Here is a 14,037-nt window from a genome sequence, read left to right on the forward strand (position 1 = left end):
CAAAGCCTATTGCTTTTTTTCTTCCTCCACCGCCATCTCCGCCTCCTGCCGGTCTTCCGCGAAAGGATCCGACGGCAAATCCGTCCGCCGGAAAATTATTTTCTTATCTGGATTTTCCAAAAACAAAATTCCCTCTTTCTCCGGGCCGATATCGGCTAAAATATCCTTGAGCAGCCCGAACTTTTCCTCCAACTTGCGGGCGTTGCCGATATTGGCCTTGATTTTGCCGAAGTCAATACTGATTTGCTCGGTTTTCTTATAATTCAGGTTAATTACCTTGACCGGCAGCTGATAAGCACTTATCAATTTATAAATATTCAAAAGTGCCAGCCTTGTTTCCTCGTCAATCTCCAACGGTTCATTTAAAGCAAAACTCTTAACGGTCAGGCCCTCAATCCGGGCAGTATCGGGATCCGGTGTTTTTACGCTGTCAATAATATAAGCATTGGAGTCAACACACAAATAACTGCTCATATATTTAACATAACCCATTCTTTCTTTTTCAATCACTTCAATTTTAATCGTTGTCACGGTCGGATAACTAATCTCCATTCGGGCAATATATCCCTTATTCTCAATCCGCTTTGGCCGATGCTTAATGGTATCGAGCACCGTCGCCTCCCGGGAGAATCCGGCCAGCTGCAAAATCTCATCATCCGTATTATGTGCGTTGCCGCTGATATCAATCTGAACAATCCTGACCATGCCGCTGACAAAGTAAAAGCCGGCCGCCAAAGCAATGATCAGCAGCAATATTCCTATTTTGTACTTCATTGTTTCGTCCTATCCTGTGTTTTTCTGATTCTAAGCAGGGATACCGTTTATCCGGCCAAAAGGCAAAGATTTCGTAAGCCGCTGCAAGTTTCCTCAAAACCGAAAGTATTCGTTTCCGTCCCAATATCCGCTTATTCGCTGATAGCTTCAATTTTTTTCATATATTGGTACTGATTTTTCTTGGCAATACTTAAAACCAAAGCCATTTCCATACATAAAAACAAAAGCGAGGAGCCGCCGTAGCTAATAAACGGCAGCGGCATCCCGGTATTGGGCAAAAGGCTGCTGGCCACGCCGATATTGATAACGACCTGACTGACGATTTGCAACATCACACCAATTACAATCAAACTATCCCGGATCTCACCGGCTGCCACCGCCGTCTGCAAAAGCTGATAAAGCAGCCCTAAATACAGGAGCAAAATCAATCCCGCTCCGAAAAAACCCAATTCTTCACAAATAATGGCAAAAATAATATCATGATGCGCCTGACTGATCCGTCCCATTTTTTGTAAGGATTGCCCCAGTCCCCGGCCAAAAAAACCGCCTGAACCAATCGCCAGCAGCGACTGCACCGTTTGCCGGCCGGCTCCGTCCGCCTGCTGCCAGGCACCGCCCTTCATCAAGCTCATCCGCATTTGCCGGTTGCTTTTTAAAAAATAGAAAAACACCAGCAGCGTTCCGCCCAGTCCTCCGCCCATCACAACTGTCTGCCATATATTTCGATAGGTGATAAAAATCATCCCACCGCCAATCGCCAAAATAACCGCTGCTGTGCTGTAATCCTCCTTGGCTACCAGTGCCACCGGCAATGCTAAAACCGCCAATAAATAAAAGAGTGCCTTCGGCTTATTTAAATACTGCTGCCATTTTTCCAGCAAAATCGCCAAGGTGACAATCACCGCTAACTTGGTCAATTCCGATGGCTGAAAACTAAAAGAACTGATTTTAATCGCCCGGGCCGCACCCCGGGTCGCATCTCCTTTAAAAATGACCAGCATCATCAAAGCTAAAGCCGCCGGATAGCCGATAATCGACAGCAAGGCAGAGCTGAACCGAACCTGAATATGTGCTCCGACAGTAATAATCACCATGCCGATAATCCCGTAAATTAATTGTTTCAGCCAAATCTGTCCTTTTAACGGCAGCACCTTGCCGTCATAATCCAGCAATAAATTAAAGCTGGAGCTGTACACCATGATTACGCCGAAAGCAATCAAAAACATTACCACAAAGTAAATGCTCCAGTCCATACTGCCCCGAATATTAAGGATTTTATGAATTTTTCTTTCTCGTTCCATCCCGGCTCCTTATTTGTCCACAGTTCAGGCAAACAGGTGTTTATGCTTGATATGCCGGCGGAGAACTTGCTCTTTTAACGCACATCAAGTGTAACTGCCTATTTGCTTAACGCCTGAACAATCACCTTTGTTTTAATACTTATAGGATGCTATACAGCGCGATCAGCGAGGCTGCGATCGTCACCAGAGTAAAATAGGCCACAATTTTCGTTTCTTTGACCCCGGTGAGTTCAAAATGATGATGAATCGGAGTCATCTTAAAAACCCGCTTACCGGTTTTCTTAAAATACGCCACCTGAATCATGACCGACAGAGATTCGACCAAATAAATAACGCCAAACAACAAAATCAGGAGCGGAATCTGCAGCTGAATCGAAGCAAAAGCAACAAAGCCGCCAATTGCCAGCGAACCGGTGTCGCCCATAAATACTTTGGCCGGATAAGCGTTAAACCACAAAAATCCCAATAATCCGGCAAAAAAGATAAGCGCCAACACACCGATTTCAACCCGCCCCATCCAAAACGCCGCCACTGCCAGAAAAACCATCATCACCGAACTAACCGAGGCCGACAAACCGTCCAGACCATCGGTTAAATTGGCGCCGTTGGTGGTGCCGAAAATAACCAGCAGAGCAAAAACATACCATAAACCGCCCAGATCACAAAAGATACCGGTAAACGGAATCCGAATCTGAGTAAGAAGCTGTCCCCGCCCAAATTGATAGGCAAAATAAGCAATAATCACCGCCAGCTGAGCAATCAGCTTCTGATATGCCCTGAGCCCCAATGAGCGCTTTAGTACCACCTTAATAAAATCATCGGCAAAGCCAATAGCCGCACAGCCTAAGGTCGCCCAAAAAACCGGGCCGGAATTGCCGCTGAAAAATCCCAGCAAAATAAAAGGAAACAGGAATATCACACCACCCATGGTCGGTGTACCGGCTTTTTTTAAATGACTCTGCGGCCCGTCCTCTCTGACATACTGCCCCAGTTTAATCCGGCGCAGAAATGGAATAAATGCATAGCCGCCGCTGACCGTCATCACCAGCACCACCAGCACCAGCAAAATCAGCTGACGCGCAACTGTACTTAACATTGCTTGCTCCCCCATTCCTCTATGATCTTAACATCGTCAAACGGCTGCTTCTGCCGGCCGATAATCTGATAATCCTCATGCCCCTTGCCGGCCACCAGCACCACATCACCGGCCTCAGCCCGGGTCAAAGCTTTTTCAATGGCCCGCCGGCGATCCGTTTCCAGTTCATAGGCCCGGTCGGTCATGCCGGCCGCCACCTCGGCAATAATCTGTTCCGGTTCTTCTGTCCGAGGATTATCCGAAGTAATAATAACATAGTCCGAATACCGTTCGGCAATTTCCGCCATCAGCGGACGCTTACTCCGGTCACGGTCACCGCCGCAGCCGAACACAGTAATCACTTTTCCGGTTTTAAACTCATTAATCGAGCGCAGCACATTCTCCAAACCATCCGGCGTATGGGCATAATCCACGATTGCCGTAAAGCCGCCGGGGAGCTGTACCGGCTGAAACCGGCCTCTGACCTGACTGCACTCAGCCAGCGCCGGCAATATGACTTCCATCGGCACGCCTAAACTGTAAGTAATGGCAATTGCCGCCAAGCTGTTATAAACACTGAAATTGCCGGGTGTGCGCAAGACAACCGGATATGTCCGGCCGGCAAAAGACAGGCGATAGTTCGTCCCGGTCAAATGATGCTCAATCTGATCGGCATAAAAATCCGCCTGCGGATCCTTAATGCTGTAAAAATACAGTTTTTGACAAGTGTTTCCCTTTAAAAGTTCATCTTTGACCGGATCATCAGCATTGATCACTCCGGTTTCCGCCATTTGAAACAGCCTGCTTTTGGCCTTTAAATAATTTTCCATGGTCTGATGAAAATCCAGATGATCCAGACTCAAATTGGTAAAAACCGCTACTTTAAAGCGAATTCCGCAGACCCGGTCCAGTTCCAGCGCATGCGAGGATACCTCCATCACCGCGGTATCAACCGATTCTGCCCGCATCTCAGCCAACAGTTTTTGCAGCTGATGCGCTTCCGGTGTCGTCCGTTCAGCCGGCAGCTCCCGGTTATGAATAAAATTGGATATTGTCCCGATGACGCCGGTCAAATGTCCGGCTGCTTTTAGGATACGGTAGCTGAGAATGGCAGTTGAGGTTTTGCCGTTAGTACCGGTAATCCCAACCATATTCAGCTGCCGGGCCGGCCAGCCGTAAAAGGCTGCTGCCGCCTGAGCCAGGGCTTTTCGGCTGTCAGCCGCTTTCACCACCGCCACACCGTGCTCCCGACAAATTTCCTCCAGGCCCTCTTCCTGCTCCAGTAAAACGGCCGCTGCACCGTTTAAAATCGCCTGCCGGCAAAACAAATGCCCGTCGGTCTCATAGCCTTTCACCGCCACAAATAAATATCCCGGCCGAATCAAACGGGAGTCATTCTCCAATCCGCTGATTTCCGTTTCCAAATCTCCGTCCAGCCGGAGAATATCCATTTCTTTTAACAGCTCTTTTAATTTCATGTTGGCGTCCTTTCCTTATTTTTCCGCTTCGGTCGCTTCCGCTTTAAAGATATGCAGATAGGGCATGATCTTTTCCATACAATTCCGAAAAATCAGCGCCGGAATCCGCGAGTCCTGATAAGCGCCTTCCGGCTCATCGACAATCACCAGAGTGATCACTTCCGGATTTTCCACCGGCGCAAAGCCCATAAACGAAACCGTATACTTGCCGTTTCCCCGGGGCTGCTTTTCCGAAGTTGCCGTCTTGCCGCCGATTTCATAACCGGCAATTTTTGCCGTTTTACCGGTACCTTCATCCACTACGCTTCTAAGCGCATGCCGGATCTTGACTGACGACTGCTCGGAAATGACCTGCCGAATCAATGTCCTGTCTTTGACCTCAAATAAATTGCCGTCGGTATCAAATACCTTCTGCACAATATGCGGCTCATATAAATAGCCGCCGTTGATCAGTGCTGAAAATGCTGTAATCATTTGAATCGGCGTAACATTAAAGCCCTGACCGAAGGATGAAGTTGCCAGCTGCACTTCATTCAGGTCTTTTTTGGCATAAATATTTTTGCGCTGGCTGGTTTCTCCCGCCAGGTCAACACCGGTTAAACTCCCGAAGCCAAACTTGCGCTGATACTCATAAAACAAATCGCGGCCGATATTCGCCCCCAGCTCCATAAAAACCACATTGCAGGAATTGGTCAACCCCTGCTCGGCTGTCTGATAACCATGTCCGCTCAGCTTATGACAGTTAATGAAATAATTGGCTCGCTGCAAACCACCGGAGCAGTAATAGCGGTTATCCGGCGCAATTTTATTTTCTTCGCAGCCGATGGCATAAGTAATCGCTTTAAAAATGGATCCCGGTTCATAGCCGTTCGTTAAAGCAATATTTTTCCAGCGGTTCTGCAGCAGTAAGTTTTGGCGAATAGAAGCCCTCTCCTGCTCATCAATCACTTCGCCGTCGCTGACATCCTCTAACTTCGGCCTCTTAGCCTCCAGTTCCTGCAGTGCTTTTTCTAACTTAGCTTTTTCTTCAGCCGAAAGCGGTGTTCCGGCGGTCTGCGCCGCCTCTTCTTTGGCCTTTTTGTCTTCCTCCAGCCTGCGTTTCTCGGCTTCAAACTCAACAGTTCGGTCGGCTAATATTTTTTTCTTCCTCTGGGTAATGATCTCAACAATACTTTTTTCCACCATTTCCACATCGTCCGGCCGCTCCAGATCCTCTATTTCATAGGGCGAATCAAGCGAAAAGCCGGGATAGGATTTTAGCCCTAGAATCTCCATGCTGCGGGGATCGGCCACAATAATCGTTACCGACTTCGGGTGATGTTCCTTTAAATAATCATTCATCGCATCGGTAATATACTTTTGAATCGAATAATCAATATTGAGCATAATCTGATAGCCGTCAACCGCTGCCACTTCCCTGTCGGCGGCAATGGATTTGCTGTTTAAAATCCCGTATTTTCTGCCGGTTTCGCCAATCAGCATATCATTATAATATTCTTCAATCCCGCCTTCGCCGGTATTATCGCCCTTGACAAAGCCAATCAGTTCGGGAGCCAAGACCGGGTACGGGTATTCCCGCTTATTATGCTCCTCATAGAAAAGGCCGCTGACCTGGTAGCTGTCAATTGCCTCTTTAATCTCTTTAAAGTCCTGATAGGACATTTCCTGTTCCAATACAATGTAATTGTACTCTTTCTTTTCCTGTAAAATTTTTTCCAGCTCCGCCTGCGTCCGGACATTATGCTCCGCCAAAAGAGTCAGGGTCTTATTTTTCTTGTCGGCATCGCTTAGCGAATGAATCAGCTTGGCATCAAAAATCAGCTTATACACCCGGCGGGTCCCGGCCAGTACAATGCCGTTCCGATCCATAATCTCACCCCGTTTGGATTCGATGTAGCTGTCGCCCTCTCTTTGAATCGCCTGACTCAGCACCTTTTGCCGAAAACTTTCCCCGTCTGTTTGAATAATATCCCACAACCGCACAAATAAAGCCACAAAAGCAAAAATGAACAAAAGAAACAAAAAAGCCGCCCTTCTGCTCATTTGTTTCTTCAATTCCCTTTTGCTTATTTTCCCGTCCGCACTTTTCCTATTTTCTGCCATAGCTTACCAATCTTTCAAAACAAAAATTATAAACGGTTCTTTCTGTCTGGCCTTTTTCTGCTTGGTCATATCTTACCAGTCTTTTAAAATAAATAGTATGAACTGTCTTACATTATTGTTTTGCTCACTGTATGTTGCCTGATTCAGCTTCAAAGTATAAGAGCCGGCTTTTCTGGTAATATAATGTACCTCATGCTTTTCCGGCAGACGCATGTTCAGGTGTCCGACCGCGACATCATAGGTTTTTTCCAAATCGACCGTTTCGTTAATCCGGTACTCCAACTGGGCATTTTGCACTCTCATCTGCTCCAGCTCTGACTTTAAACGGTTTACCTCCGCCTGCACGGCAATCAGGGAAAAGGCCGATTTTAAATAAATCGCGCACAGTGCAATACACAAAACAATTGTTAAAAACAACAATATAGTATATCCTTTATTGGCTTTGATTGCAACTGTTTTTTTCGGGTTTTCAATCACCTGCGGCTGAAAACCGGGCTCATCCCAAAGATCCGGAAGATAGTCGATCCGAGAAGCCAGGCTGCCCTGGGTGTGCGTATAATAATTCTGTTTTTCTTTTGCAGTCTGACTCACGGCTATCCTCCTTTCTGCACTTTGCAATTCCCTTTGCTATGAATCTGTTTATAGTTCGGGCCGGCAGTCCGGTAGTGCCTGCCTGAACTTTCGCTTTAATTTTTTTGTTCTTCAGTCGGTCCGGCGTTCAAAAATTCGAAGCTTGGCGCTGTGCGATCTTTCATTTTGTTCCTGCTCCGCTGCCGACGGTACAATCGGCTTACGGGTAATCACCCTGCCCAGCGGCTTTCGGCCGCAAGCGCAAACCGGAAAATCGCGCGGACAAATACAGGGATTCTCCAAGTCCCGAAAAATATTTTTTACCAGTCTGTCCTCCAGCGAGTGAAAAGTAATGACACACAACCGTCCGCCATCTTTTAAACATCCTGCCATTTCCGGCAAGGCCTGCTCAACCGCCTTCAGCTCGTCATTACATTCAATCCGCAGCGCCTGATAAACCTGCTTGGCCGGATGTCCTTTACGGGCAGCCCGAACTTTTTTGGGAATCGCCTGATCGATAAGCTCATTCAGCTGATAGCTGCTTTCAATCGGGTGATTCCTTCTGGCCGCCGTAATCTTTGCGGCAATCTCGCCGGCAAACTTTTCTTCGCCGTATTCACGAAATATTCTGGCCAGCTCCGCCTGCGGATAAGTATTGACAATCTGCGCGGCATCTCTGTTCCTGCTCTGATCCATCCGCATATCCAGCGGTGCATCCTTCATATAGGTAAAACCTCTGGCCGGATTATCAATTTGATAAGAAGAAATCCCCAAATCCAGCAAAATACCATCAAGCTGCGTTATGCCCGCCAGAAAAAGCGCATTCTTAAAATCGGTAAAATTGCTGTGCAGCAGCCGGATGTCCTTATCCGGCAACGCGCTCAGTTTTCGTTCGGCAGCGCTCAAGGCCTCCTCGTCCTGATCCAGACCCAAAAATATTCCGTTCTCACTAAGCCGAGCGGCAATTTCATAGCCATGTCCGGCTCCGCCCAGCGTGCCGTCCATATAAACTCCGTCCGGTTTAATCTGCAAACCGTCCAGACATTCCGCCAATAAAATGGGAATATGTTTAAATTCCATACTTTCTCCTTACGGTATCCCTCGGCAATTCTTCCGCTTGCGGCACGGACGCGGTCAGCCTCGCAAGCATCAGCAAAACCGGCAGTGGTTTACAGTTCCAAATCTTCCATCCGGTCAGCCAGGCCGCTGATATCGGTTTCTTCATTTTCCACATAACTGCGCCAGGCATCTTCCGCCCAAATCTCCAGGCGATTGGATACACCGATAATCACCACGTCCTTTTCAATTCCGGCATATTCCCTTTGCGGCGCAGACAGCAGCACTCGACCCTGTTTATCAATGCTGCATTCGGTGGAAGCCGCTAAAAAGAAACGCTGAATCTTACGGGAATCCTTAGAACTTAACCGAGCTGCATCCAGCTTTTGCATGAAACGTTCCCATTCCCCGGCGGAATAAACAAACAAGCAGGTATCAAAGCCTTTGGTAATATAAAAGACTTCGCCCAGTTCTTCCCGGAATTTAGTTGGAATCGATACCCGGCCCTTGGCATCCATGGAAAAACGATATTCACCGATAAACATTTTTCTCCTCCATTATTCCCCACTTGTTACCATTTTCTTCCACTTTTCTATCATATTAACCTGATATGCGAAAAAAATCAAGTCTTTTTCAGCCAAAAAAAGAGCCGAAGCACGCTTCGACTCTCTTTTTCAGGAATTTTCTCTATATTTAGTTGTCCCCCCGACCGGCAAGCACAATATTTAGTATTCTGTTTGAAATAGTATTTTAGTCCTATTTATGGCTGACGGACTGCTTTTTTCGCCCCAACACCAGCCACGCCATTGAACCTATAATCAAAATTGCCGCCAAAACCTGAGAGGCCGGCAATCCCGAAGAAAGCAGGAGTTGATCCGTTCTAAGTCCTTCAATCCACACCCGCCCCAAGCCATAGCCCAGCAAATACAGGCAAAAAATCTCGCCGTCAAACCGGCGTTTTCCCGTCCAAAACAGCAGAAACAGCAAAACTCCCAGATTCCATAAAGATTCATACAAAAAAGTCGGCTGCACCTGCAAATATTTCACACCGTCAATTAAGGTAAACTGATTCTCCATCCCGGCCGGAATATACTTTACCTTATCCCAACGCAGTGCCATTGCCAAAAGCCCGTCAGATGCCCCACCAAAGGCTTCCATATTCATAAAATTACCCCAACGCCCGATAATCTGCCCCAAAATCAGCCCCGGCGCCGCTACGTCAACAATCTTTAAAAAAGGAGCCTTTTTCCACTTGCTGTAAACCAAAATCGCCGCCACCGCACCGATTACCGCACCGTAAATCGCCAATCCCCCCCGGCGCAGATTAAAGATATCAAGCAAATTATCCTTATAATCCTGCCAGGAAAAAATCACATAATAAAGTCTGGCTCCAATCACCGCCGCAATCACGGCATAGAGCACAAAGTCATTGATGATTTCCGGGTCAAAGTTCATTTTTTTCGCCCGGTAAACCGCCAGATAATATCCGGCTAAAATCCCGGCAGTAATAATAATACCGTACCAGTACACTTCCAGCCCGAACAGCCGAAAGGCCACAGGCTCCAAGTTCTCTATCTTAATCCCGCCAAATAAGTTCGGGAAAATTACATCATATTCTTTCATTCCAACCTCTTATCTTTCTTTTTTCGGCTGTCAAGCCGCAGCCATCGCCAAAATCCTTTCCGTTTTTCGGCTTTTATTCCATTTTCCTCCATTCGCCAAAGCTGCCTTTTGGCTTAGGGCAGCTGCATTTAAGCGGCTACGCACCCGCTCAGAAAGCAGGGGGGCGACTACGGCTTGCCGCTTCCGGAAAGGCTGCCCCTCTTGGCCAAAAAACTTTGAGTTTATCACTCTGCAAAGAAAACACAGACATATTCCGGCGCATATACCCCCTTTTGGCACAGGCTCAACCGGCCGCTGGCCTGATCTCTGGCAAACAGCGTCAAATTATCCGAGTCCTGATGCGCCGCCACCAAAAAATCCTCTGCCGGGCTAAGCGCAAAATCTCGCGGCGTTTTTCCCTCGGTCGGCACATATTCGACTAACTGCAAAAGCCCGTCTGCGCCCACCTGAAATACCGCAATCGAATCATGCCCCCGGTTGGAGGTATAAAGATGCCGGCCATCGCGGCTGATCCGAACAGCCGATGCCGCATTATTTCCTTTAAAGTCTTCCGGCAAAGCCGAAATCAGCTGACGCTGAAAAATCCGACCGCTGTCCGGCTCCATCTCCAGCACCAAAACCTGACTGGAAAGCTCTCCCAGCACATAAATAAACGGCAGCTGCGGATGAAAGGTCAAATGCCTCGGGCCCATGCCGGCCGGTGTTTTTTCCCGGTGATATTCCTTCAATGTTCCGTCCGCCTGCGGCGAGTATAGGTAAACTTCATCCGTTCCCAAGTCGCAGACAAACAAATAACGACCGCAGGGGCTGATTTGCGCAAAATGAACATGCGATTTCTCCTGATTGGGATGAACGCTCCTGCCGTGATGCGCCACCCGACACCTTTCAGCCAAGCCGTCCGCCGTTTTCTCAACCACGCTGACCACACCCTGATGATACCAGGACACATAAAAATACGGCCGATTCGGATCCGCCGAAATATGACAGGGAGCCGCCCCCTCCATCGCTACCGCCGCCTGCTCCTGTCCGTCTTTAATCATCGCCACACCGCCGTTTGCTCCCCGCTTCATGCAGGCATAAATACAGCCATCCGCCTCCAACAAATAGGTCGGTCGCTCCGCTTTATAAATCAAATGATAATCAATAAGCTGTCTTTTTTCCGTATCTAAAGTAACTTGGCCAATACCCTGATTGGCCCGGCTGGTATAGCCGCCTAATAATATGGTATGCTTCATGATTTTCCCTTTCCGGTTTTATTGCCAAAGGTTTGCTTTTGCCCGCGAAAGCCCGCTGTTTTCACTGCACCGCTAAAGGCTTGCCTGAACTATAACCTTTATTTTAAACATTTTAGCCTGATTTGTCAAATGAGAGTTGGAAGATTTTTACAAAAGAAGCCGCCTCAAAATTTTTACGGCGGCTTCCTATTGTGTTTAGTTTTTCGTGACCTTCCTGACGCTAAAATCATCACCGGCGGTGTCAATCAACACCTCGTCGTTTTCACCGATATTACCGGCAATCATTTCCCGGCCGAGTTTGGTTTCCACCACCCTCTGCATATAGCGTTTAACCGGTCTTGCGCCGAACATCGGATCATAAGCCGCTTCGGCAATCTTATCCTTGGCTGCGTCCGTCAAGCTCAAATGAATCCGCTCTTCCTCCAGCCGTTTCTGAATGGAAGCAATGTTCAACTCAATAATGCCTCTGATTTGCTCCTTGGTCAACGGCGAGAACAGGACAATATCGTCAATCCGGTTTAAAATCTCCGGCTTAAAATAAGCATGCAGCTGTTCCATCACTTTTTTCTTAGCACTCTCTTTAATATTACCATCCTCGGTAATTCCCTCCAGCAAAGTCTGACTGCCGATATTCGAGGTCATGATCACCACTGTATTTTTAAAGTCGACCGTCCGTCCCTGGCTATCAGTTAACCGTCCGTCATCCAAAAGCTGCAGCAGCACATTGAACACCTCCGGGTGCGCCTTTTCAATCTCATCGAACAAAATGACCGAATAGGGTTTCCGGCGGACTGCTTCCGTCAGCTGACCGCCTTCCTCAAAACCGACATAGCCCGGAGGCGCTCCAATCAGTCTGGCAACCGCATGGCGCTCCATATATTCGCTCATATCAATTCGAATCAAATTTTCCTGCGTATCGAACAGCGCCTCGGCTAAGGCCTTGGCCAATTCGGTTTTGCCGACACCGGTCGGCCCCAGGAAAATAAAGCTGCCGATGGGCCGGTTCGGATCTTTTAATCCCGCCCTGCCTCTGATGACGGCATCCGTCACCGCCTGCACCGCTTCTTCCTGGCCGATGACCCGCTGATGCAAAATACTGTCTAAATGCAACAGCCGTTCTTTTTCCGAAGAGTTCAGCTTGCTGACGGGAATACCTGTCCAGCGGGAAACGATCTCCTCGATTTCTTCTTCCGTCACTTCCTCTTTTAATAAGGTTAAGTGCTTATTTTTTGCACTTTCTTTTTCAGCCTGCAATTCCTTTTCCAGTTCGGGGAGCTTACCGTATTTTAAACTGGCCAGCTTCTCCAAATCATAGGCCCGCTCGGCTTCTTCGATTGCCAGCTGCGTCTTTTCAATCTCAGCCTTAATTTCCTTTTCCTTATTTAACTCCGCTTTTTCCAGTTCCCACTGGGCTTTCATATTGTTAACCTGCTCTTTATACTCGGCGATCTCCTTTTCCAGGTTGGCTAAGCGCTCTTTGGACGCTGCATCGCTTTCCTTGGCCAATGCCTGCTTCTCAATTTCCAGCTGCATCAGCTTACGCGAAACCTCGTCCAGTTCCCCCGGCATTGAGTCAATTTCTGTCCGAATCATGGCCGCTGCTTCATCCATCAAATCAATTGCCTTATCCGGCAAAAACCGGTCGGAAATATAGCGATGCGACAAGGTAGCACAGGCAATCAGCGCTCCGTCGGTAATCCGAACACCGTGGTGAATTTCAAACCGCTTTTTTAACCCCCGCAAAATGGAAATCGTGTCCTCAACGGTCGGCTCGTCCACCAGAATCGGCTGAAACCGCCGCTCCAAGGCAGCATCCTTTTCAATATACTGCCGGTACTCGTCCAAGGTCGTCGCGCCGATACAGCGGACTTCGCCCCGGGCCAGCATGGGCTTTAAAATGTTGCCGGCATCCATGGAGCCTTCCGTTTTACCGGCGCCAACAATGGTGTGCAGTTCGTCAATAAACAAGATAATCTCGCCGTTTGACTTCGTCACCTCATTCAACACCGCTTTCAGGCGTTCTTCAAACTCGCCCCGGTATTTGGCCCCGGCCACCAAAGCGCCCATATCCAAAGCAAAAATTTTCTTATCCTTTAAGCCCTCCGGCACATCGCCGTTTAAAATCCGCTGCGCCAGCCCTTCCACTACCGCCGTTTTGCCGACACCCGGTTCGCCGATCAGTACCGGATTATTCTTGGTCCGCCGGGACAAAATCCGAATTGCCCGCCGAATCTCACCATCCCGGCCGATTACCGGGTCAAGCTTACCCAGCCTTGCCATTTCGACCAATTCCCGGCCGTATTTTTGCAGCACTTCATAACTCTCTTCCGGGTTATCGGTGGTTACCCGCTTATCGGCCCGGAGCTGCTTTAAGGCCTGCAAAAAGCTGTCCAGCTCAATGCGGAACTCTTTCATAATTCGCTGCGAGGGAGTATTTTTCTCTTTTAACAGCGCCAGATACAAATGCTCCACGCTGACATAATCATCATTAAACTGCTTTGCTTCTTCCTCAGCCGCAATCAGCAACTGATGAAAACGCCGGGAAGCATAAGTCTGCACGTCACCACTGACACTGGGCAGACGCTTTAATTCTTTTTCCAGTTCATCCCGGTAGCCCTTTAAATCAATCTTCATATACGCCAATACTTTAAGAATCAGGCTGTCCGGTACCGCCAGCAGGCCGTAATGCAAGTGTTCGCCGTCAACCTGCTGATGTCCTTCCTTAATCGCAATCTTTTCTGCAATATTAATTGCTTCCGCTGATTTCTGTGTAAACTTTTCTAAATTCATAGGATGACCCTCCTTTTATTGTTAGCACTCTC

At 48.1% G+C, this 14,037-nt stretch carries 11 protein-coding genes; all 11 read right to left on the minus strand.

Annotated features, from left to right (window positions below):
* Positions 1 to 6: 6 nt before the first annotated feature.
* The gene (locus C3V36_12005; GenBank protein AVM69901.1) at positions 7 to 774 is read right to left on the minus strand and encodes a hypothetical protein; all 768 of its coding nucleotides are present in this window, start codon (positions 772 to 774) and stop codon (positions 7 to 9) included.
* 131 nt (positions 775 to 905) lie between these two features.
* Positions 906 to 2,075, minus strand: a complete 1,170-nt coding sequence (locus C3V36_12010) for a cell division protein (GenBank protein AVM69902.1) — start codon at positions 2,073 to 2,075, stop codon at positions 906 to 908.
* A gap of 139 nt (positions 2,076 to 2,214) precedes the next feature.
* The gene (locus C3V36_12015; protein AVM69903.1) at positions 2,215 to 3,171 is read right to left on the minus strand and encodes a phospho-N-acetylmuramoyl-pentapeptide-transferase; all 957 of its coding nucleotides are present in this window, start codon (positions 3,169 to 3,171) and stop codon (positions 2,215 to 2,217) included.
* Positions 3,165 to 4,628, minus strand: a complete 1,464-nt coding sequence (locus tag C3V36_12020) for a UDP-N-acetylmuramoyl-L-alanyl-D-glutamate--2,6-diaminopimelate ligase (GenBank protein ID AVM69904.1) — start codon at positions 4,626 to 4,628, stop codon at positions 3,165 to 3,167. The genes C3V36_12015 and C3V36_12020 overlap by 7 nt, the downstream gene beginning before the upstream one ends.
* 15 nt (positions 4,629 to 4,643) lie before the next feature.
* The gene (locus tag C3V36_12025) at positions 4,644 to 6,731 is read right to left on the minus strand and encodes a hypothetical protein (GenBank protein AVM69905.1); all 2,088 of its coding nucleotides are present in this window, start codon (positions 6,729 to 6,731) and stop codon (positions 4,644 to 4,646) included.
* 72 nt (positions 6,732 to 6,803) lie between these two features.
* Positions 6,804 to 7,322 (minus strand): hypothetical protein, encoded by a 519-nt coding sequence (locus C3V36_12030; protein ID AVM69906.1) that lies wholly within the window; start codon positions 7,320 to 7,322, stop codon positions 6,804 to 6,806.
* 111 nt (positions 7,323 to 7,433) lie between these two features.
* On the minus strand, positions 7,434 to 8,381 hold the full coding sequence (locus C3V36_12035; GenBank protein AVM69907.1) for a 16S rRNA (cytosine(1402)-N(4))-methyltransferase: 948 nt from the start codon (positions 8,379 to 8,381) through the stop codon (positions 7,434 to 7,436).
* An 89-nt stretch (positions 8,382 to 8,470) separates the two neighbouring features.
* Complete coding sequence (locus C3V36_12040) at positions 8,471 to 8,902, minus strand: cell division/cell wall cluster transcriptional repressor MraZ (GenBank protein ID AVM69908.1); 432 nt, start codon at positions 8,900 to 8,902, stop codon at positions 8,471 to 8,473.
* Between the two features lie 211 nt (positions 8,903 to 9,113).
* Entirely contained in the window at positions 9,114 to 9,980 is an 867-nt protein-coding gene (locus tag C3V36_12045; protein ID AVM69909.1) for a prolipoprotein diacylglyceryl transferase, read from the minus strand.
* Between the two features lie 224 nt (positions 9,981 to 10,204).
* Positions 10,205 to 11,215 carry a hypothetical protein gene (locus C3V36_12050; GenBank protein AVM69910.1) on the minus strand — a complete coding sequence of 337 codons (1,011 nt, stop codon included), beginning with the start codon at positions 11,213 to 11,215 and terminating at the stop codon, positions 10,205 to 10,207.
* A gap of 195 nt (positions 11,216 to 11,410) precedes the next feature.
* Complete coding sequence (clpB, locus tag C3V36_12055; protein ID AVM69911.1) at positions 11,411 to 14,005, minus strand: ATP-dependent chaperone ClpB; 2,595 nt, start codon at positions 14,003 to 14,005, stop codon at positions 11,411 to 11,413.
* Positions 14,006 to 14,037 lie beyond the last annotated feature (32 nt).

Source organism: Lachnospiraceae bacterium oral taxon 500, from assembly GCA_002999035.1.
Lineage (GTDB): Bacteria > Bacillota > Clostridia > Lachnospirales > Vallitaleaceae > W11650.

Bases quoted from the DNA above. Each gene is read 5' to 3' on its own strand.
- C3V36_12025 (AVM69905.1), bottom strand. From the start codon at position 6,731: ATGGCAGAAAATAGGAAAAGTGCGGACGGGAAAATAAGCAAAAGGGAA.
- C3V36_12010 (AVM69902.1), bottom strand. From the start codon at position 2,075: ATGGAACGAGAAAGAAAAATTCATAAAATCCTTAATATTCGGGGCAGT.
- C3V36_12015 (AVM69903.1), bottom strand. From the start codon at position 3,171: ATGTTAAGTACAGTTGCGCGTCAGCTGATTTTGCTGGTGCTGGTGGTG.
- C3V36_12020 (AVM69904.1), bottom strand. From the start codon at position 4,628: ATGAAATTAAAAGAGCTGTTAAAAGAAATGGATATTCTCCGGCTGGAC.
- C3V36_12050 (AVM69910.1), bottom strand. From the start codon at position 11,215: ATGAAGCATACCATATTATTAGGCGGCTATACCAGCCGGGCCAATCAG.
- C3V36_12005 (AVM69901.1), bottom strand. From the start codon at position 774: ATGAAGTACAAAATAGGAATATTGCTGCTGATCATTGCTTTGGCGGCC.
- C3V36_12035 (AVM69907.1), bottom strand. From the start codon at position 8,381: ATGGAATTTAAACATATTCCCATTTTATTGGCGGAATGTCTGGACGGT.
- clpB (AVM69911.1), bottom strand. From the start codon at position 14,005: ATGAATTTAGAAAAGTTTACACAGAAATCAGCGGAAGCAATTAATATT.
- C3V36_12040 (AVM69908.1), bottom strand. From the start codon at position 8,902: ATGTTTATCGGTGAATATCGTTTTTCCATGGATGCCAAGGGCCGGGTA.
- C3V36_12045 (AVM69909.1), bottom strand. From the start codon at position 9,980: ATGAAAGAATATGATGTAATTTTCCCGAACTTATTTGGCGGGATTAAG.